At 61.5% G+C, this 20,822-nt stretch carries 17 protein-coding genes; 11 read left to right on the top strand and 6 right to left on the bottom strand.

The features are described from left to right. The 5 genes from DMP08_RS06620 (at position 1) to DMP08_RS06600 (ending at position 5,009) form a co-directional block, all read left to right on the top strand. The gene (locus DMP08_RS06620; RefSeq protein ID WP_123192163.1) at positions 1–378 is read left to right on the top strand and encodes a toxin; all 378 of its coding nucleotides are present in this window, start codon (positions 1–3) and stop codon (positions 376–378) included. Then, on the top strand, positions 378–1,406 hold the full coding sequence (locus DMP08_RS06615; RefSeq protein WP_244596845.1) for a type II TA system antitoxin MqsA family protein: 1,029 nt from the start codon (positions 378–380) through the stop codon (positions 1,404–1,406). The genes DMP08_RS06620 and DMP08_RS06615 overlap by 1 nt, the downstream gene beginning before the upstream one ends. A 139-nt stretch (positions 1,407–1,545) precedes the next feature. Continuing rightward, positions 1,546–2,838, top strand: coding sequence for a phosphopyruvate hydratase (eno, locus tag DMP08_RS06610; RefSeq protein WP_123192162.1), 1,293 nt, complete (start codon positions 1,546–1,548; stop codon positions 2,836–2,838). Positions 2,839–3,081: 243 nt separating this feature from the next. Next, entirely contained in the window at positions 3,082–4,338 is a 1,257-nt protein-coding gene (locus DMP08_RS06605; RefSeq protein WP_123192161.1) for a molybdopterin molybdotransferase MoeA, read from the top strand. Between the two features lie 191 nt (positions 4,339–4,529). Further along, positions 4,530–5,009: a MogA/MoaB family molybdenum cofactor biosynthesis protein gene (locus DMP08_RS06600; protein ID WP_123192160.1), complete on the top strand. Its 480-nt coding sequence runs from the start codon at positions 4,530–4,532 to the stop codon at positions 5,007–5,009. A 58-nt stretch (positions 5,010–5,067) separates the two neighbouring features. Here the strand turns inward: DMP08_RS06600 and DMP08_RS12735 are convergent, their stop codons facing one another. Then, positions 5,068–5,979, bottom strand: coding sequence for a LysR family transcriptional regulator (locus DMP08_RS12735; RefSeq protein ID WP_123192159.1), 912 nt, complete (start codon positions 5,977–5,979; stop codon positions 5,068–5,070). A 380-nt stretch (positions 5,980–6,359) separates the two neighbouring features. On the opposite strand from DMP08_RS12735, the gene DMP08_RS06590 reads away from it, so the two are divergent. Beyond that, positions 6,360–8,804 (top strand): molybdopterin-containing oxidoreductase family protein, encoded by a 2,445-nt coding sequence (locus DMP08_RS06590; protein ID WP_123192158.1) that lies wholly within the window; start codon positions 6,360–6,362, stop codon positions 8,802–8,804. Between the two features lie 18 nt (positions 8,805–8,822). Then, complete coding sequence (locus tag DMP08_RS06585) at positions 8,823–9,440, top strand: 4Fe-4S dicluster domain-containing protein (protein ID WP_123192157.1); 618 nt, start codon at positions 8,823–8,825, stop codon at positions 9,438–9,440. A 331-nt stretch (positions 9,441–9,771) separates the two neighbouring features. Here the strand turns inward: DMP08_RS06585 and DMP08_RS06580 are convergent, their stop codons facing one another. The 4 genes from DMP08_RS06580 to DMP08_RS06565 all read right to left on the bottom strand — a co-directional run bounded on the left by DMP08_RS06580 (position 9,772) and on the right by DMP08_RS06565 (position 14,469). Beyond that, entirely contained in the window at positions 9,772–10,626 is an 855-nt protein-coding gene (locus tag DMP08_RS06580; RefSeq protein ID WP_123192156.1) for a dimethyl sulfoxide reductase anchor subunit family protein, read from the bottom strand. After that, complete coding sequence (locus tag DMP08_RS06575) at positions 10,623–11,249, bottom strand: 4Fe-4S dicluster domain-containing protein (protein WP_123192155.1); 627 nt, start codon at positions 11,247–11,249, stop codon at positions 10,623–10,625. Before DMP08_RS06575 ends, DMP08_RS06580 begins: the two co-directional genes overlap by 4 nt. 124 nt (positions 11,250–11,373) lie before the next feature. Continuing rightward, a complete protein-coding gene (locus DMP08_RS06570; protein ID WP_123192154.1) occupies positions 11,374–12,006 on the bottom strand; it encodes a DMSO/selenate family reductase complex B subunit in 633 nt (210 codons plus the stop codon). A gap of 15 nt (positions 12,007–12,021) precedes the next feature. After that, the gene (locus DMP08_RS06565; protein WP_123192153.1) at positions 12,022–14,469 is read right to left on the bottom strand and encodes a DMSO/selenate family reductase complex A subunit; all 2,448 of its coding nucleotides are present in this window, start codon (positions 14,467–14,469) and stop codon (positions 12,022–12,024) included. 213 nt (positions 14,470–14,682) lie between these two features. Here DMP08_RS06565 and DMP08_RS06560 point away from each other — a divergent pair, with 213 nt between their 5' ends. From DMP08_RS06560 to DMP08_RS06550, 3 genes are all read left to right on the top strand, one after another. Continuing rightward, positions 14,683–16,281: a response regulator transcription factor gene (locus DMP08_RS06560; protein ID WP_123192152.1), complete on the top strand. Its 1,599-nt coding sequence runs from the start codon at positions 14,683–14,685 to the stop codon at positions 16,279–16,281. A gap of 367 nt (positions 16,282–16,648) precedes the next feature. After that, a complete protein-coding gene (gene alr / locus DMP08_RS06555) occupies positions 16,649–18,040 on the top strand; it encodes an alanine racemase (RefSeq protein ID WP_123192151.1) in 1,392 nt (463 codons plus the stop codon). Positions 18,041–18,052: 12 nt separating this feature from the next. Continuing rightward, the gene (locus DMP08_RS06550) at positions 18,053–18,625 is read left to right on the top strand and encodes a uracil-DNA glycosylase (RefSeq protein ID WP_123192150.1); all 573 of its coding nucleotides are present in this window, start codon (positions 18,053–18,055) and stop codon (positions 18,623–18,625) included. Between the two features lie 84 nt (positions 18,626–18,709). Here the strand turns inward: DMP08_RS06550 and DMP08_RS06545 are convergent, their stop codons facing one another. Next, positions 18,710–19,639 carry a magnesium transporter CorA family protein gene (locus tag DMP08_RS06545; protein WP_123192149.1) on the bottom strand — a complete coding sequence of 310 codons (930 nt, stop codon included), beginning with the start codon at positions 19,637–19,639 and terminating at the stop codon, positions 18,710–18,712. A 298-nt stretch (positions 19,640–19,937) separates the two neighbouring features. Between DMP08_RS06545 and DMP08_RS06540 the strand changes: the two genes are divergently transcribed. Then, positions 19,938–20,822 carry a sulfide/dihydroorotate dehydrogenase-like FAD/NAD-binding protein gene (locus DMP08_RS06540; protein ID WP_123192148.1) on the top strand — a complete coding sequence of 295 codons (885 nt, stop codon included), beginning with the start codon at positions 19,938–19,940 and terminating at the stop codon, positions 20,820–20,822.

The raw sequence follows: 20,822 nt of genomic DNA, 5'->3' as shown, positions 1-20,822 counted from the left end.
ATGGGGGAGATTGCCGAACGGTGGAAGATAGAGGCGGTACTGGCGCTGGTAAGACGCACGTCTCTCGAGTGCTTTCGTGTGGCCGGCTCAAACGAACCGAGCAGCAAAACTCGCATCTTCATGAAGGCAATTGGCTACCGTGGCGTTGACGTGCATAAAGCCGTTCGGGAACTTGATGTGGTCGACTACTCAAGTGGTCCCCTGCAAGACGACAGGGGTCGTCCTCGAGACTTATGGGTTTTTGGCAGGTACCTCGAAGAGCACGAGGTGTATATCAAGCTTGCTGCGTACCTTGCGGGAGACGCCGTGCATACGGTGTGCGTTTCTTTCCATGAGGCGAAATGGCCGCTTACCTATCCTTACAGGAAGGCGGGTTGATGATGGGTCCGGTAAAAAAGCTGCTATGCGAGGAGTGCTGGGAGGAAGTCGATGCGACGTACGAGACGCGTCATCATGTCGAGGATGTCCGAGGCGTGACGGTTGAAGCTGATATCGAGCACTTGATTTGTCCAAAATGCGGGACCTCTATCGGATGGCCTCCTCTGGTTGATAAAGGGCTTGAAAAGCTTTATCGCGCTTATCGCGATAAAGCAGGCATCATGCAGCCCGAGGAAATTGTGGCACTACGGAAGAAGTACGGGTTCTCTCAGCGGGTGTTTGCGGCGGTTCTTGATATCGGCGTAGCTAGTTTGCAGCGCTACGAGCGCGGGTGCCTCGCTTCCGATTCTCATGCTCGGCTGTTGGCCGATGCGCGCGACCCGCGATTCTTGCTGAACTGTCTGGAGCGGGGTGCCCGCAAGCTTTCCGATGGGGAGCGAGCGAAAGCTTTCGATATCGTGCGGGAACGCGGCATATCCCACATCGACTACGCGGTGATTCGGTTCGACGCGATGGACGGGATCGCGCGGAGCGAAGGACTTGATACCGGCATGCGTCTGTTCGACCCCGATCGTGTTCGCGAGACGGTGGTTTACCTTGCCGGGCACGTGCACAGCCTGTACCAAACCAAGTTGAATAAAGTTCTGTTCTACCTTGATTTCGCGGCGTATCGTGAAGTTGAGGTAGGGTTCACGGGCTTGCGCTACGTCAAGGCGCCGTTCGGTCCGACGCCTCATCAATTCGAGCTTTTGATGGCGGGGTTGATCGACGGAGGGGCGCTCTCGTTGCGCGAGCAGGATAACGGGCAGGTTGTTGTCGCTGAGCGCAGGGCGAATCCAGCCTTGTTTTCTGCGTCGGACGTGAGTCTGCTTGAGGGAGTCTGCTCGTTTGCTAACGGGTTCGCTTCCGTCCCCGCATTGTCCGAGTTCTCTCATGGTGAACGCGGTTGGCGCGAAACGGAGGTTGGCGATCTCATATCGTATGAGTTTGCCGCCGATTTGCGATGGGGAGAGGGAGGATCGCGCTGAAGATCGAGGCGTTTCGATCTTGTGGGCTGCCGTTCGTCGCTGCGGTTATGGGAAACGCGCAGGGTTGCCGTCTCCCGGTTTCCGACGTGCTATGATTGCTCCTGATGTAAATTTGTCATCATCCTACGAGGAGGCATTCATGAGCGTCATCATCGATGTGTTCGGTCGCGAGATTCTCGACTCGCGCGGCAATCCGACCGTGGAAGTTGAGGTCGTGCTGGAGGACGGCTCGTTCGGCCGCGCGGCTGTGCCGTCGGGTGCTTCGACTGGCGCGTTCGAGGCTGTTGAGCTGCGAGATTGCGATAAGGGTCGCTATTTGGGCAAGGGGACGCTCGATGCGGTCGCTCATGTGAACGGCGAAATCGCCGACGCCCTGATTGGCGTGGAAGCCGACGACCAGCGATTTGTCGACGACATCATGCTGGAGATCGACGGCACCGACAACAAGGGCGCTCTGGGCGCAAACGCCATCCTGGGCGCGTCCCTGGCCCTGGCGAAGGCTGCTGCGGAATCCGCTGAGCTCCCCCTTTACAAGTACGTCGGCGGCGTGAACGCGCATCTGCTCCCCACGCCCATGATGAACATCCTGAACGGCGGCGCGCACGCTGACAACAACGTGGACTTCCAGGAATTCATGATCATGCCCGTTGGCGCCGACTCGTTCGCAGAGGCCCTGCGCTGGTGCGCCGAGATCTACCATACGCTGAAGAAGGTTCTGCATGACGCCGGCCTTGGTGGCGGCGTGGGCGACGAGGGCGGCTTCGCCCCCAACTTCAAGACGAACGAGGAGCCGCTCGAGTACGTGGTGAAGGCATGCGAGGCCGCTGGCTACAAGCCCGGTTCCGACATCATGTTCGCCATGGACCCCGCCTCGACCGAGCTCTACGATGCCGAGAAGCAGAAGTACGTGCTGGCTGGCGAAGGCCGCGAGCTGACGAGCGCCGAGATGGTCGACTATTGGGAGGCGTTGGTTAACAAGTATCCCATCATCTCCATCGAGGACGGCATGGCTGAAGAGGATTGGGACGGTTGGAAGCAGCTGACCGAGCGCATCGGCGACCGCGTGCAGCTGGTGGGCGACGACCTGTTCGTCACGAACTCCAAGCGTCTTGCCAAGGGCATCGAGATGGGTTGCGCGAACGCCATCCTCATCAAGGTGAACCAGATCGGCAGCCTGACCGAGACGCTTGAAGCCATCGAAATGGCGAAGCAGGCTGGCTATGCGTGCGTCATGAGCCACCGCTCGGGCGAGACCGAGGACACCACCATCGCCGACTTGTCCGTGGCTTGCAACACCGGCCAGATCAAGACGGGCGCGCCGTGTCGCAGCGACCGCGTGGCGAAGTACAACCAGCTGCTCCGCATCGAAGAAGAGCTGGACGCTCAGTCGACGTATGCCGGTATGGCTGCGTTCTACAACATCAAGCGCTAAACCAGGCGTTCGATACCGCGTTGATGGAAGGCCGTCCTTCGGGGCGGCCTTTGTCGTGCGTGCACGTCGAGCAGGGATTGGCCTGTCGATTGGAATTGCTCAAAGACCGGTCATCAGGACGGAATCGCGCCGCTTTTCTATATCCTCTAAGCGCTATAATATGCGTTAGTGAATAAGCGGTTGCACCGAACTCCTGTGCGCGGTCTTCGTGCGGGTTCGACGCGCCTGGTAGGGAGGATGCTCATGCCTGAAATGATCTCGGTTGAGGAAGCGCGCGATCTGGTTCTTTCCCATGTGGAGGCGCTGCCGGCGGAAACGGTTCCCGTTCTGGAAGCTGCAGGGAGGGTTGCGGCGGCCGATCTGAAAAGCGATATCGACATCTCTCCGTTCGCTCACTCTGCCATGGACGGGTTCGCGGTGCGGGCTGCCGAACTTGCCGGTGCGAGTCCGGAATCTCCGGTGGAACTCGATGTTATCGCCGAGGTGGCGGCGGGCGACACGTTCGACGGGGGGATCGAGCCCGGTCAATGCGTGCGCATTATGACCGGCGCCCCTATTCCCGATGCCGTCGATTCCGTGGTGAAGTACGAGATCGTGGGCGTGGTGACGGGTGATGGGAAGCCGGGCAGCCGCGTTGCCTTCACGGCGCCGACCGCTGTGCGCTCGAACGTGCGCGAAGCGGGCGAGGAGGCGCGTGCTGGCGAAGTGATAGTCGAGTGCGGCGAGGTCATCAATTCGGCCGGTGTCGGGTTCCTTGCGGGATGCGGCGTGGTGGAGGCTCCGGTTCATCGGCGCCCTCGCGTGGCCGTGATTGCCATTGGGTCCGAACTGGTGGAGCCAACCCAGACTCCTTCAGCGGGCAAGATCCGCAATTCGAACAGCTATGCTTTGGCCGCCTCGGCGCGCGCGGCTGGCGCGGAGCCTGTTGTGCTGCCCATCGTCGAAGACACGCAGGAGGCCTTGGCGGCGGCGATCAACGCGGCGGTGCGTGACTTCGATTTCGTGGTGACCAGCGGCGGCGCGTCGAACGGCGACTTCGATTTCATCAAGCCGGTGGTGGAGGAGCTGGGCGACCTGCTGATGACCACGGTGAACATGCGCCCGGGCAAGGCGCAGACGTTCGGCTTGGTGAACGGCACGCCTGTGTTCGGCCTGCCGGGGAATCCGGCGGCTGCTTACGTGGGCTTCGAGATGCTCGTTCGCCCTGCGCTGCGCAAAATGCAGGGCTATACGTGCTTCGAGCGCCCGTTCGTGATGGCCAAGCTTACGCGCGATGCCAAGAAGCGGGATCCACGTCGGATTTTCCTGCGCTCCACTTTGTCCAGAAACGAAGCGGGGGAATACGTGGTCGAACCTGCTCGCAATCAGAGTTCCGGGCTGTTCGGGCCCATCCAAAGGAGCAATTGCATGGTCGTGCTTCCCGAAGGCTTGGACGGGCGTACGGAAGGGTCGCTGGTCAAGTGCATTTTGCTGGACGTCAACGAGGAAGTTTGCCTGTAAGGCTCCGTCGCTCCGCCGTTCTGCCGAACGGCGGAGCGGCTCGACGCTGCGAGGGGCCGGTGCACACCGCCTTCGCGCGCTCCCGGAAGCTCGCGTACCCAAGGTACGCTTCGCCTCCGCGATCCCGCGAATTCGGCGCACCCCAGCCCCTCTCGCTGACTGACTACGCCAACCGGTGAGAAAGGTTTACCATGGATCGAAACATCACCTTCGCTATTATCACGTGCTCCGATACGCGCAGCTTGAAGCAAGACACGGCCGGCGCGGCCCTCGAAGCGCTCATCGCCGATAACGGCTGGGAGTGCAAAAGCCACGTCGTAGTGAAGGACGAGCGTGCGGACATTTCGGCCGCCATCGTGCATGCGTGCGACGAGTTTGATGCCGACATCGTTTTGACCTGCGGCGGAAGCGGCCTTTCTTTGCGCGATGTGACGCCGGAGGCCACGATGGACGTGTGTGAGCGCAATGTTCCGGGCATTGCCGAAGCTATGCGCGCGCACAGCTTGGCCATCACGCCGTATGCGATGCTGTCCCGCGCGCTGTGCATGCAGCGGGGCCGTCATTTGGTGATCAACCTGCCCGGTAGCGAAAAAGCCGCTCGCGAGAATTGGGACGGCATCGCGGCTGCTTTGCCGCATGCGGCGAAGATGATGGCGGGCGGCGGGCACTAGACCTGCTGCCAAGGCGCAAGAAACGCGAAGAGGGGCATCAGCGCCCCTCTTCGCGTTTTCACTGGTCTTTCATGCAGTCGCGCAGAAGCTCGACAACGTGCTCGATGTTGGGGTTGTCCTCGCGCGGCCGCCAGACGATGCTTTCGGGCATGTACAGGGTTTCCCCGTCGATGGTTTCATGCACGGCGCAGTCGCTTCTACTTGCGAAAAACTCGTTGATCATGCAGGTTGGGGAGACGAGGAGCATGTCTTTGAGATCGAAGGCTCTCAGATTGTCGGGCGTTTCTACGGGAAAAGGGAAAAATTCCAGCTCAAGGTCGGATCCAAGCGCATCGAGCAGAAACGACTTCCAATATCCGAATTCAACGCTGCTCAGGATGGCGATCTTCGCTCCGCGCAAACGCTGCCTCGTCAACGCCTCCCCTGCAAGAGGGTTGGTGCTTTTCATGGCAATCGAGCAGGGTTCTTTACCAAGCCGAGCATGGTGAAGCCCCATGACTTCCACCTCTTTTTTTAAGCTTGGGAAACGATCCAGCAGATAGGTGCACATGATGTCGGTGGCATTTTGCACGAAGTCGTAAAGGTGGGGTTTTCCCATTTCGTATTTCGTGTAGCGATACGGATAGGGGCAGCGTGTTTCCAGAGCGGAGTATATTTCGTCTCGCGAAACGAAGACAGAGAGGCGTACGGGCGGATAGGCATTCCCCTCTTCTTCGAGCAATCGATGGCAAGCCTCGACGGCTGCATCGATGTTCGCGAGCGCTGCCTGCGTTCCGTCGAGCAAGAGTGAGCCTGCAGCAGTCAACTCGTTGTTGCGCGAGCGGTCGAACAGTTCGAAACCCAATTCGTTCTCGAGCGTTTTGATGTGGTTGCTGAGCGTGGGTTGAGAGATGAAGAGCTTCTCAGCCGCTGCATGGAAATTGCCATAGTTCGCCAAAGTGGCGAATTCCCTGAGGAATTCGGTTCTCATGAAAAGCTACCTCCCCTTTGTTAGCTTTTCTCGTAATTATAAACGCAAACCCCAATAGCTCTCGCTGTATCGTAAAAGGCGGGCAAGGTATTCCAATGGATGGTCTGATTACGTTTTCTCATCGGACGATCAAACTTCTTTCCCGCGCTTCAAAAGCGCAAATCACCTTGCAAAATGATGAATCCAAAACCCCATCTCGAGCAAGCTATCATAACGACGACGTCAGTGAATCGCTGGCGTGTACGGGGGAACCAGGGATGAAAAGAGAATATGCGGCACGTGGAATACGTTTCGGTACTTGCCGTTGCTGCGCGCCGTGGGCGTGCCAGATGCTTGCATCTCTGTTTCATGGTTGAGCGAGGAAGAAGGAGGGTGTGTACATGCGAGAAGACAAAGCCCCTGGCTTCAACAGGCCTTTTGGAAGGCGGAGCTTTCTCAAGGGATCGGCGGCGGTTGCCGTGGCCGCTGGTTCGGGCGCGCTCGTGGCCGGTTGCTCCCCATCGAAGGAGCAAGGAACCGACGGTTCCGGTCAAGGGAGCAATCCCATTGAGGAAGTTGTTTATCCGGGCGTTTGCCGAGGCGGTTGCGGTGCCGGTTGCCAGATGAACGTTCACGTGCGCGACGGCAAGATCGTGAAGACGTCCCGTCGCGAGCAATCGAACCCCGACACGACGAGGTTGTGCAATCGCGGGCTCACGCATGTTTTGCGCGTGTACGACGAGAACCGCCTCAAGCACCCCATGAAGCGCGTCGGAGAACGTGGTGAGGGCAAGTGGGAGCAGATCAGCTGGGACGAGGCCATTACGACCATCACCGACAAGTGGAAAGAGGTCGCTGAAAAGCACGGCCCCGGCGCGAACGCCTTCCTGAAGGGTTCGGGCAACATCACTCCCGATGCGCACAATGGCTTGCTGTTGCGTTCCTTAATGGGCGCTACGCTGCTCGACCCCGCTCAGGACCGGGCGCTGTACGTCGCGGGACCTGCAGCCGCAGGCTACAGCAATCGTTTCTGCGGGAGCGCGTTGGAGGACGTGTTCAACACGAAAAATCTCTTGATCTGGGGATACAATCCAACTGAGTCCACGTCTCATATGACGCATTACATTTTGCGAGCTCAGCAGGAGCACGGTACAAAACTCGTCGTAATCGACACCACGTTCAATGTCATCGCATCGAAGGCCGACTTGTTCGTGCCGGTGCATCCCGGCACCGACGGCGCTCTGGCGTTCGGCATGATGAGCGTGCTGGTGAACGAGAACCTCGTGGACGAGGCGTTCCTGGCGTCCGACACGGTGGCGCCTCTGCTGGTGAAGGACGAGGACGGCACGTATCTGCGCCTGAGCGATCTGGGGAAGGCGGAGGCCGGCACCAAGGAGGACCTGTTCGTGGTGGCCGCTGCCGACGGCTCGTTCGGATCCGTCGCCGAAATCGCAGCGCCCCTCATTCGCGGGTCGTTCGACGTCGAGGGCATCGCGGTGACCACGTCCTACGATCTTCTGCTGGGGCGCGTGGCCGAATGGACGCCCGAATCGGCTTCGGAGATTTGCGACGTTCCGGTCGAGACGATCAGGGAGCTCGCCCATATGATGGTGGACGGCCCCTCTGCCGTTGCGCCCGGCCTGGGGCTCGACCATTACACGAACGGCGTTGCGACGTACGCTGCCATTTTCACTATGACCATGATGGCCGGCCAGCTGGGCAAGCCCGGCACGGGCTTCAAAGGCGCCTTCGCCGCCGAGAGTGCACGAGGGTGGATGCCGTACGGTCTCACCAATCCTCCCGACGCTCCGAAGAGCAACACGTTCTACTCCCCGGCGCTGCTCAATTGCATGGAGTCGGGAAAGTACGGGGACGTCGACATCAATATCAAGACGCTCTACATCTGGAACCACAACCTGTTCGGCACGCAGGTGGGCGGCGTGAAGTGGCGCGAGTTCCTCAAGGACGTCGAGCTTCTGGTGGTTGCCGATGTGGTGATGAACTCGACCGTCAACTATGCCGATATCGTGCTGCCCGCCTGCCATTACTTCGAGTGCGAAAGCGCTTCGGGCGAAGCTACGAAATACGTGTTCTACAATCAAAAAGCGGCAGAGCCTTTGTATGAATCCAAGAGCGACTATGAGATCTTCAAAATGCTCTTCGAGAAGATGGGTCTTCAGGACAAGAACTATAAGACGCTTGATGAGTTGTACAACGCGGTGTTTGACAATGACGTAGCCCGTTCGATCGACCTCACCTGGGATCGCGTGAAGAAGGAAGGCGCGGTTCTTACTTGGCCGCAGGAGAACTACGTATACGGCGAAGACGGCGTTTGGGTTACGCCCACCGGCCGCTTGCAGTTCTACCAGGAGTCCATCCCGCTCGACACCGACTACGGCCAGAAGCTCGACTTCATGAAGGAGCGCCTGCCGTACTGGGAGCAGCCCATCGAGGGCTGGCGCGACAACGAGCTCGCGAAGAAGTACCCCTTCGTGTTCACGTCCGAGCGCAGCAAGTTCAAGGTGCACACGCAGTACACCAAGATCCCGTGGTTCTTCGACTTCGAGGCCGAGCCCTACGTCATGGTCAACCCGGCCGACTGCGAGGCGCGCGGCATAGCCGACGGCGACTACATCCGCCTGTTCAACGACCGCGGCACGTGCACGCTGCGCGCCATGTTCAACGACGGCGTCCGCCCCGGCATGATCGTGATCGACCACGGCTGGGACCAGGACCAGTTCGTCGACGGGTTCTACTGCGACCTGATCGGCTACAACGTCACGCCCGTGGTCGCCAACAGCTACTACTTCGACGCCCTCATCGACATGGAGAAGGCGAACGTCTAGAAAGGAGGCGCGTGAACCATGCATTACGGAATGGCTATCGACCTCAAGCTCTGCTTCGGGTGCACCGCATGCGCGGTGGCCTGCAAGTCGAACAACAACCTGCCCAACGGCATGTGGTGGAACCGCGTGGTCACCGACGGCGGCAAGCACGCGGACACCGCGCGCGGCACCTACCCCGACGTGACGATGGCCCACTATCCCGTGAGCTGCCAGCATTGCGAGAATCCCTCGTGCGCGGCGGCTTGCCCCACGGGCGCGACGTACCGCGACGAGGAGACGGGGATCGTGGTGCAGAACACCGACGAGTGCATCGGGTGCGGCTCCTGCGTGAAGGCGTGCCCGTACGAGGTGCGCACCCTGAACGAGGATGAGCCGGCCTACGCGGTCGACTTCCCCCTGGGCGACGCCGACGCCCCCCGGCACCAGGCGGGCACCGTGGAGAAGTGCACCTTCTGCGGCAACCGCGTCGCCCGCGGCGAAGTGCCCGCCTGCATGGAGCTGTGCCCCGGCCGCGCCCGCCATTGGGGCGACCTCGACGACCCCGAGAGCGACGTCTCCCGCGCCATCGCGGGGCGCAAGACGGTGCGCTTGCTGGAAGAGGAGGGCACGAAGCCCTCGGTCTACTACCTGGCGTAGCCCCGGGCGGGGGCCGGCCGCGGCCCCCGCTCCCCGATCGAACGACCCCCGAGCCGCCTCCCTCCCGCGCGCTCGAGCAAGGCCCCCGGTCACGACCGGGGGCCTTGCTCGTGGTCGGCGCTTTTGCGTGCGCTCGGCCTGATTCGGCGTGAAGGCGGTGCGGGTTTTGGGGTTCTTCGGAGTTAGGGGATGCGGCAAGAAGTTGGACCGCCTGAGGGCGGTCCACGCGTCAGCGTGGCCTTGCGCCGACGCGTCTCTTTCGCAAGCGGGCCTGTGTGCGGGCTGGATCTCCGCCACGCTCACAACGCGCCTTCGTTTAGGCTCGGGCGTCTTAAAACCCGACGGTCATGTGCAGATTGTAGAACACGATGCGCGTCACCAGCACGGCGGCCAGCGCCAGGACGCTCGCCGCCGTGCGCAGGATGAGGGTGAGCCGCGCAGCTTGGCCTCGGCGCAGCGAGAGGCCGGCAGCCGCCACGCCTGCAATGCCAAGGACCAGATGCGCCGCTATGGCCGCTGGATATCGCGGCGCCAGGGAAGTGGCGGCAATCTCGTTGTTGGCTACAAGCGATAGGCTGGCGTCATGCATGGCCAGCACCACGGTGCCAACGATCAAGGCCAGGCAGGCCGCAGCCAGCAAGCCGATTTCCAGGCGGAAGATCCTGGCGCGCGCAATCTCCAGGAACAGCATTCCCAGAATGGGCCCGGCCAACAGGGCGGAAAGCACCAGGTTCGCCGGCGAGTACGGCGTGTCCCAGGTGGGAACCGTGTGCACGGAGTACGCGGTGGACGTGGCCGTTATCAACACGACGCCGGCAACGCACGAAAGCGCAAGCCATGGCTTTGCCACGGCGTCGGGGAAGCGCTGCTTGAACGCCGTCATCCAGTAGGATCCCACAAGAAACAAGAATGCCACAGCCGAGAGCACTTCGTTCGACAGCGGCGACCGTCCGATGCCGGAAAACACGTGCAGCGCGTTCGCCGGCGTTCCCAGGTGCGTTGCCGAGGCGATGAACCCAACAAGCGCCACGGAGAAGGGGAGCGCGATCATGCGATCGATGCGCACGGCGGCGTCGTGGTTTCGTGTGCCCAGCCTTGCGCATGCCAGCACGATGAACGCAACAACGCCCGCAGGGGCGAGCGACGTGAACAACGCGAGCGAGAACGAGTCGAAACCGCTGCTCATGCGAGCCCTGCTTCCGGTCGGTTGGCGATGCGCCCGTTGCCGTCCGCCGCGCGTTCGGCAGCGGGCGAGGGGAGTATGAACAGGTTGGGGTCGGTCGCGCCTTCGGGAGGAAGCGGCATGATGGAGCGCACGGCGTCGGGATGCCGCTCGGCCAATGCGCCCGCCGCTGCGAAGTCGAGCGCCCGCACAGGGCACGCCTCCACGCAGATGGGGGCCTGATCGTTCGCGACGCGTGTGCGGCACCCGTCGCATTTGCTCGATCGTTTCAGCTTCTGGTCGATGTGGGGAGCGTGATAGGGACAGGCCATGGTGCAGTAGCCGCAGCCGATGCACTTGCGCGCATCCGGCCATACCAGGTCCAGGTCGTCTTTGTGCATGGCGCCGGTGGGGCATACCTGCGTGCAAACCGGGCTGTTGCAGTGGTTACACGCGATCGAGATGTGGTAGGCGTAGGCGTCTTGGGAAAGCGTTGCGTCTGCGCTTCGCGTCCAGCTGCCGCCTTCGTAGTCGAGCACCATGCGAAACGCCAGGTCGGGCCCGTGGTCATGATAGTCCTTGCACGCAAGGGCGCACGTTCGGCATCCTGTGCATCGCGTGTTGTCGAAGAAAAATCCCCGTGGCATGGTTTCGCTTCCTGCGTGGCCGGCGGCTGTCGGCGCTTTCTCGTCTGGGTCCATTATAGCGGTAAGCCGGCGCGCTGCATTCAAGCGGCGCGCCGGCTCGGGAGGGCATGCGGTTCGATCGGCCTTACGCCAGCGTCACTTCTTTCTCGTTGGCGATGGCGCCGGTCTTGTCGCCGGGCTCTTTCGCCGCCGGGCAAGGCAGGATGGCGATAGAGGGGTTCGTCGTGTCCGGCGAAGGCATGGGCGCAATGCCGGCTACGGTGCCCTGGTGCTTCGCACGCAGCTCCTCGATGTCGCCGAATTCAAGCGCGCGCAGCGGGCATGCTTCCACGCAGATGGGGCTCTTGCCCTCGGCCACGCGGTCGGCGCAGCCGTCGCACTTCACGCCGCGGCCGATTTCCTTGTTGACGATGGGCACGTTGTAGGGGCAGGTTTCCACGCAGGCTCCCACGCCGGTGCACTTTTCTTGGTCGATGTTCACCAGGCCGTTCTCCGGGTCTTTCACGATGGCGCCCTGCGGGCACTTCGCCATGCAGGCGGGCTTTTCGCAATGCTGGCAGCCCAGGGACACATGGTAGGCGAACGTGTCGGAGGTGTAGGTGCCGTCGCCTGCGTCGGTCCAGTTGCCGCCTTCGTAATCGTATACGCGGCGGTAGGCTATGTTGACGGGCAGGTCCTTGTAGTCCTTGCACGCCATTTCGCAGGTGCGGCAACCCGTGCAGCGCGTGCTGTCGAAGTAAAATCCATACTGAGTCATGTCGTCTTCCCCCCTTTATGCCTTGGTGACTTGAGCGATGATGGAATGCGCAGGACCGTTGCCCTTTGCCAGCGGCGTGGGCTTGTACGTGGTCAGCGTGTTGACGCATGCGCCTTCGTCCACGCGGTCGCCGCCCATGTCGGCCTTGTGCCAAGCGCCCTGCGGAATGCCGATGGTGCCGGGCACGATACGCGGCGTCACCTTGGCTTCGATGCGGATCTCGCCTGCCGGGCTCTTCACGGCCACCTTGTCGCCATCTTTGATGCCGCGCGGATCGGCGTCCATGGGGTTGATCCACAGCTGCTGACGGGCTACGGCCTCAAGCTCGGGGATGAAGCCGAACGAGGAGTGCGTGCGGCTCTTGTGATGGAATCCCGAGCAGTACAGCGGGTACTCGTCGGTGACGGATCCGTATCCCTGGAAGCCAGGCGTGAATACGGGGATGGGGTTGATGACCTCGTCCTCTTTGAGCTCCCACGTAGCGGCGATGGTCGCCAGCTGCTCGGAGTAGATCTCGATCTTTCCGGAAGGCGTGCCCAGCGGGTTTTTCGCCGGATCGTCGCGGAAGTCCTTCAGTCCGATGGACGGCTCGAGCGCGCGCTTGTAAATGCCCTGCGCCTTGATCTCGTCCCACGTGGGCATCTTGCCGTCGGCCTTGGCGCCCTCTTCGTACAGGTGCTGTATCCATTCCTCCTGCGTGCGGCCTTCGGTGTACTCGTCCTTCTTGCCGAATTTGTCGGCGATGTCCGCGCACACGTCGTAGCTGGTGCGGCACTCGCCCGGGGCCTCCTGGGCCGGTCCGCCCACCACGACGGCTGTGTAGTACTCGGAATAGCCCTGCGTCTGCATGTTCAACTGCTCGGAGCGCATGGCGTCGGGCAGCAGGATGTCTGCGTACTTGGCGGAGTCGGTCATCACCGTGTCCCATACCAAGATGAATTCCAGCTTGCTTTCGTCCTGCAGCACTTCGTGCGTGTAGTTGATGTCGCCGTGCTGGTTGGTGATGCAGTTGCCGGCGTAGTTCCACAGGAACTTGATGTCGCTGCCCAGCTTGTCGGCGCCGATGATTCCCGCATTGGTGGCGGTCATGTCCTTGCCGTGGTCGACGGCGTTCACCCACTGGTACACGGGGATGGCGGTCTTGATGGGGTTCTTGAACGGCAGGGAGCCGACCAAGTACGTGGGCGGCTCGGCCTCGCGCTGGCCCGTGTTGGTGCCCGGTAGGCCCAGCTGGCCGATCAGGATAGGCAGCATGCTGATGGCGCGGGCCGTGTCCTCGCCGTTGGTGTGGCGCTGCGATCCCCAGCCCTGGCAGATGAACGGAGCCTTGGCGGCGGCGATGGCAGCGGCCAGCTCGCGGATCTTGTCCGCCGAGATCTGCGTGATGGGGGCGGCCCACTCGGGGGTCTTCTCAACCATGTCGTAGCCGGTGCCCATGATGTAGTCCTTGTAGGACTTGTTCTGGCCCTTGGCGGACTCGGGCATGGTGTCCTCGTCGTAACCGACGCAGTATTTGTCCAGGAACTCCTTGTTCACCTGGCCGTTGGCAATCCACTCGTGCGCGATGGCGGAGCACAGCGCAGCGTCGGTGCCGGGGCGGATGGGCAGCCACTCGTCCGGATGGCCCGATGCAGACTCGTTCAGGCGGTAGTCGATGTTGATGATCTTGCCGCCGCGGCCGTTGACGGCTTCGCGCACCTTGGCGAAGTCCCACACGGCGTTCGCGCCGCCCATGCGGGTTTCGGCGGGGCTGTTTCCGAACATGACCACCAGGTCGGATGCGCGCTCGGCCTCGGAGAACGAGGAGGCGTTCACGTTGTCGTACGGGCTGTAAACGCTGCCCTTCTCCTTGTCGCTGCCGAACATGTACGGCATGACGGCCGACATCATGTGCGTGGAGTAATCGTAGCCCTGGTTGATGAAGCCGCCTAGCAGACTGAGCAGGCGCTTGCTGGGGTTGCGCCCGGTGGTCGAGTACATGCCGGTGGCGTAGTTCACGTAGATGGCTTCGTTGCCGTACGTGTCGATGACGCGCTTGAGCTCGCTTGCAATGGTGTCGATGGCCTCGTCCCAGGAAATCTGCTCGAACTTGCCTTCCCCACGCTTGCCAACGCGCTTCATGGGATACAGCAGGCGGTCAGGGCTGTTGATCCAGCGGCGCATGGAGCGGCCGCGCAGGCAAGCGCGCGCTTGCAGGTCGGCGTCGCCCGTGTTGTCGGATTCCATGTAGACGATCTTGCCGTCGCGGGAATGCCACTGGAAGACGCAGTTGCCGCCGCAGTTCACGTTGCACTGGCTCCAAGCGATCTGGTCGCTTGTCGCGGCGGCGCCGTCTTTCGCGGTTTCCTCGGCCTTAGGTGCGCAGCCGTAAAGCGCAGACCCGGCGGCTCCTGCGAGCGCGACGCCCGCGAGCGACCCTTTGACGAACGTGCGGCGCGACAATGTCGATTCGTGTACGGTCATAGTTCCCTCCCTCTGACTGTGATTGTTCCTCTCGCCGTGTACAAAAGTACCGGAAAGCGACGGGGGAAGAATCACACTCGTCATGTGATTTAAGGGTAAAACCCCAGGTCGCGGTATAACCATCCCATGAAAATCGCCAATGCGTTTCCTTGCGGGGCCGCGCTCGTATGCTACCATGCTTTGCAGTATGGTACCGGAGGGGGTGGCAGCTACATGACGCAATCGGCGGCGCGAACGCACGTGTCCAGTTGGGGCTATGCGTGCTTTCTGACGGTTAATGCGACGTCGATATGGGGCGGCATCTTCCCGTTTTTACCTCTCGAGTTCCAGACCGCTGAAGTTACGCTCACGTTCTTTTTGGCTCAGGCCCTGGCGTTCGGTGGAGCGTTCGTTGCCAGCATGTTCGGCTCCTACTACATTCCCGGCGGTGCGCGCCGCATGCTAGTTGCCCTGAGCGCGCTTTTGGTGTTCAGCGGATCGGCGTGCCTTATCGGCGCCATGTACGCGACGGTGGCGACGTTGGTGCTGGTGGCGGGCGGCGGGGTTTTGCTGGGCGTTGGCTGTGCGGGCATGTTCATGCTGTGGCAGCGGTATTTCGCGTCGCTTTCGGCCGAACAGGGGAACTTGCGGTTGATCGTGGGGACCGCTATAGCGCCGTTCGTTTACTTTGCGTTGTATCTGGTGCCCATTGCGCTGACCGCGTTCTTGATCCCGCTTGTGTTCGTTCCGTTGTGCGGCCTTTGCGTAACCCTTTCGGTGCGCGAAATGTTGGTTGACCAGCCCATGTTCGAAGACGTTCCGCGTCAGCATCCGCGCGTGTACCGGCAGGCGGTGGCGGACTATTGGCGAAGCGCCCTGTGCGTGGGATCGCTCGCTTTGGCCAGCGGCGTTATCCGCGGCATCGCGCTTCTGCACGAAGAGATCGCCGCGGTGGTGAACAGCGCGTCCATGCTGGGTTCCTTCGTTTCGGCGGCGGTGCTGCTGGTTCTGTGGTACCGCATGAGCTTTCGCTTCGGCCTCACGTCGGTGTTTCGCGTGGTGTATCCCGTCATTATCACGGGGTTTTTGCTGCTGCCGTTTCTGGGCCCGGGGTACCTGAACCTGTTCGCGGGCTTTACGTATATGGTGTTCTCGCTTGTGCAGATGCTCATGATGATGCAATGTGCGCAAATCTCGCGCGATCGCGGCATCAATCCCGTGTTCATTTACGGGTTCTTCGGCGGCGTTGCCTACATTATGCAGAGCGTGGGGTTTCTGTTGGGATGGGTGAGTGATTTCGTATCCGTGGACGGGCGCGAGTGGTTGTTCATCGTGGCGATGGCGTCGAGCTACGTGCTGGGCCTTACCCTGCTTGCAGCAACGGGCACGCTGTTCAAGTCGATTGCCTCGAAGGGCACCGTGACGGCGGACCCCATCGAGTTTCTGCCTCTGGGCATTTCCCAGGGATCGGGCCGTGCCGCTCGCAAGGCGACCGCCGGTGCCGACGGACCTGCCGAGGACGCCGATCCGTCGTCGCGCAAGGGCGCGTCGTCCAAGAAGCGGCGCAATCGCCCTTCGGCTTCCGAGGATGCGGGCGCCATTCGCGATCGTACGTCGAAGCAGTGCTTGCAGCTGCAAGAGCGCTACGGCCTGTCCATGCGCGAGACCGAGGTGACGGAGCTTATCGCGCGCGGAAACAGCATGGCGTCTATTGCCGAACGCTTGGTCATCAGCGAGAACACCGTGCGCACGCATGCCAAGCACATATATACGAAGCTCGACATCCACAAGCGCCAGGAACTTTTGGACATGCTGCACGAGCTGGAGGGATAGGCGGGTCGTGCGCTGTCCGGCACCGAGCGCTTCCGGGACGGCCGTGCTCGGGCGCGGCGTTTGCGGCGGCTTGCCATGGCGCCGGCGCTTGTTGCTCGATTTTGCGCCAAATGTTGCGTTTTCGGAGCCGCAAGCTCCCTTCGTCGCCCTTCCCTTAAACGCTCCGCTCCATCATCCCAGCTCATAGGGATGCGGCTTTCGGGATCGCTGGGCCATGCGTAACATTGCTGTTAGAATTGGCCAGTCAGGGATCGTTTTCATGCTGACGTATGAACGTGTGGATGCGCGTGTTCGCTCGCGGCGGTCCCCGGGTCGGTTGAACGTTGCAGTGCTATACTGATGCCCGATCGACTGAAAGGCATGCAGCATGACGGCACAAGAACTTCCCAATGGATTCACCGGCTTTGCGAACCGCAAGCCGCTCGGCTTCGAGTCGGCGCGTTCGGCTATCAACGCGAACGCGCGCGGTGCAGGGTCGTCGGGCGGGCAAAGCGCATACGAAGCGACTTCGGCGGCGTTCAACAGCGGCGCGGAAGGCGCGTTCCAGTACGCGCGCGACCATGCGCGCCCCGATGACGAACCGGCGCAGTTCGATCCCGACAAGCTGCGCTTGATTCCTACCACCGATCGTCGATGGGCCTGGACCGAGATCGACCTCAATGCAATTCGCTACAACGCCACTATGATCAAACAGCGAGTGGGGGCCGGTGTGCGCGTGATGGCCGTGGTCAAGGCCGACGCGTACGGCCATGGTGCGGTGAAGTGCGCCAAAACGGCGCTCAATTCCGGGGTGGACTACCTGGGCGTCGCCACGGTGGATGAGGCGATCGAGCTGCGCGAAGCCCTGGTGAACGCCCCTATTCTAGTGTTATCCCAGCCGCCGCTTTCCGCTATTCCGCTGCTGCTTGCGTACAAGGTCATGCCAAGCGTGTACACGCCCGATTTCGCCATCCAGTATGCGGAAACGGCTGATGCGTACGGTATGAAGGCGCCTTATCATTTGGCGGTGAACACCGGCATGAACCGCATCGGCGTCCGTCACGACGAAGTGGTCGAGTTCATGGGCCAAGTGAGTTTCCACCGGGCGCTTGATCTGGTGGGCACGTTCACGCATTTCGCCACGGCGGATTCCGCCGAAACGCTGGATTTCCAGATCCAGGTCAAGCGTTTCATCGAGGCCGTAACCGCACTGAACGTGGCGGGCTTCAACCCCGGCATCGTGCACGCGGCTAACACGGCGGCTGCCATTCGGTACCCCGACGTGCATTTCGACATGGTGCGCCTGGGCGTGGGCCTGTACGGCCTGCATCCTTCGTCGGTGACGCGCCCCCTGATCGATTTGAAGCCGGTCATGAGCGTGCATGCGCGCATCTCCGACGTGCGCACGGTTCCCATGAGCGAGGGCGTAAGCTACGGAATGAACTACCGCAGCCCCGGCAGCGTGAAGATATGCACGCTGCCTATCGGGTACGCCGACGGCTTGCGCCGCGGGCTTTCCGGCAGGACCGACGTTATCTTGAAGGGACAGCGCTGCCGCCAGGTGGGCAACATTTGCATGGACCAGTGCATGTTCGAAGTGGACATGCGCACGTATGCGAACCGTCTCAAGCTTGACCCGCAAATCGGCGACGAAGTGCTGCTGGTGGGTCGCGAAGGCGATTCCGTTGTGACCATCGACGACATGGCGAACACCCTGGGAACCATCAACTACGAGGTTGCCATCGGGTTCAGCCATCGTATGCCCAGGTACTACGTGTAGATGGGGGATCAGATGACCAAGCCGCACGTCCCTTTGGACGAAATTCGCGCGCAGGTGGAAGCGTGCCGGAAATGCCCGTTGGCCGACGGTCGCACGCAAACCGTGTTCGGGGTGGGCAACCCCGAGGCGCGCGTGCTGATCATCGGGGAGGCGCCCGGTAAGAACGAAGACCTGCAAGGCGAGCCGTTCGTCGGCGCGGCGGGCAAGTACCTCAACGAGCTTCTGGCCGTGGCGGGGTTGACGCGCGAGGACGTGTTCATCGCCAACGTGTTGAAGTGCCGCCCTCCGGGAAACCGGAACCCGCGGCCCGAAGAGATCGAACTGTGCGCATCGTACTTGCGCGAGCAGACGCGCACGATCGACCCGGATTTCATTGTGACGCTGGGCAACTTCTCCACGAAGTTCATCCTGAAAACGGACATCGGCATCACGCGCCTGCATGGCACGCTGCAGCATGCGGGGAAGTTCAAGGTGTTCCCCATCTTCCATCCGGCCGCGGCGCTGTACGACGGCAGCAAACGCGAGGCGCTTGAGAACGACTTCGCAACGTTGGGCGAGCTTTTGCAGGCATCCGGCGCCGAATGACGCGGGTGCGCGACGTGCGCTATCCGCTGCGTCATGCAGCCCCGTCCCCTGGCGAAGAGGCCTTTCGCCAGGGGACGGGCGTTTCTACAGCCATTTCTTTCGCTTGAAAATTGCGAGCTCCACCAAGATGATGCCGATGGACAACGCGATGACCGCTTGATAGCCCCACGACCAGTCTATGCCGGGCATGTGCGCGAAGTTCATGCCGAACCAGCTGGTCAGCAACGTGAGCGGTGCGAAAAGCGTCGTGACTACGGCGAAGAACTTCATGGTGTTGTTCTGCTGGATATCTATTTGGGCTTGGTAGAGCTCGCGCAGTTGCAGGCTGTACTCCTTGAGCGTGAGCGAGCGTTTGAGCAACCGCTCGACCTGCCGTTGCAGCACCAGGAACAGATGCGCTTCCTCGCGGGCGAGCAGCTTGTTCTCGTTCTCTGCCAAACCGCTGGCCATGTCCACCAGCTGCTGATAGTACGTGTCGATGCGCAGCAACATGCGCCGAAACGTCAACATGCGCCGGTTGTTCCCGTTCATGCCGCGGTCGATGATGGCTTCTTCCACATCTTCCATTTGGTCTTCCAGGTTGGCCAAAAACGAAAGATCTCCCTTGATGAACAGCTTCATGCACTCGAACAGGCAGTGAGCCGCAGTGGGCTGCTTGATCACGCCCTGCGCTGCCACGGCGTCAAGGACATCTGCGCACGTGTCGCCTTCGTCCACGAACACGAGCCTTTGCTTGTCCAGATAGAACGTGAAGCATGCGGGGCTCTCAAGAACATGCTCTTTGTCCGGGATGGCGAACGACCCGATCAGGCATGAGGGGAGCACGTCGAGGTACGTGCTTTCGGTGGCGGACAGCAGTCGAAGGGTTTGCCGCGCCTCGGAGCCGAGCTCAAGCGCATCGAGCGCGTCAAGTTCTTGAGGGGCGAGCGCGAGAGCGATTGGGCGATGCTCCGGGGCATCTTGCAGAGAGGGGACGGGCTCCATACGATTGTCGAGTGCGTAAACGCGCGCCATGCTTCCTCCTAGCAGTGTCGGTTCAGGAACGGATCCCATGATTCGAGCCTATCACGCACTCCCGAACAAGGCATGCTTCGTCAAGGGTTCGTTGCCGTTGGCGCGCTGTTTCGACCGGTCGCGCCCGCGGCATTTTCTCGGGATGCTTCTTCGCGCGCGCCACGCGCCTTTGACCGTGCGGAAACACGTCCGAAACAATCCTCGCAAAGGCCGTTTGCTATACTGCCACCTTAGTAAGCGCGAATCGGCACCGACACCCGGTGCTGTTTTTGTTCTAAGACGAGAAGGGTGAGGGCGAGTGTATCCCATCGAACGAGTTGAGGCGTTGAACCCCGAAGTCACCCGCATGGTCGTGCGGGCTCCTGAGATCGCGAAGAAGATCAAGCCGGGCCAGTTCATCATGCTGCGCATCGACGAGCATGGCGAACGCATCCCGCTGACTATGAACGATTGCGACGCTCAGGCGGGTACCGTCACCATCGTGTTCCAGGCGGTGGGGGCGACCACCATGCGTTTGGCGAACATGAAGGCGGGCGACGCGCTGCTTGATTTCGTGGGCCCGCTGGGGAACCCGACGGAACTTGCCGGCGCGCGTCGTGCGTGCGTGATCGGCGGCGGCTTGGGAACCGCGATCGCGTACCCGCAGGCAAAATGGCTGTACGAGCAGGGTTGCGAAGTGGACGTGATCACGGGATTCCGCAACGCCGACCTCATTCTGTTCGAAGACGAGATCAACGCCAGCTCCACGCGTCAGATTGTCATGACCGACGATGGGTCGAACGGCAACAAGGGCTTGGTGACGCAAGCGCTTCAGCAGCGCATCGACGAGGGCGCGAACTACGACTTGGTGCTTGCCGTGGGTCCGGTCATCATGATGAAGTTCGTGGCGGCCACCACGAAGCCTTACGGCATCAAAACGCTCGTTTCCATGAACCCGCTCATGATCGACGGCACGGGCATGTGCGGCGGTTGCCGCGTGAAAGTGGGCGATGAATACCTGCATGCGTGCGTGGACGGTCCCGACTTCGATGGGCATCTGGTCGATTTCGACGACGCTATGCGTCGTGGGGTGATGTACCGCTCGTTTGAATCGGCGGCGCGGGATGCTGCGGCGGGTCGGATAGCCTCCGAAGGCCGCGATTGCGGGTGCGCGTCTGCGCGCGGCGACCGGAAGGGGGCCTAA

Origin of the sequence: Paraeggerthella hongkongensis (assembly GCF_003726035.1) — a bacterium.
Classification (GTDB): Bacteria; Actinomycetota; Coriobacteriia; order Coriobacteriales; family Eggerthellaceae; genus Paraeggerthella; species Paraeggerthella hongkongensis.
Note: the sequence above shows the minus strand (reverse complement) of the source record. Positions and strands in the feature narration are given on the sequence as shown.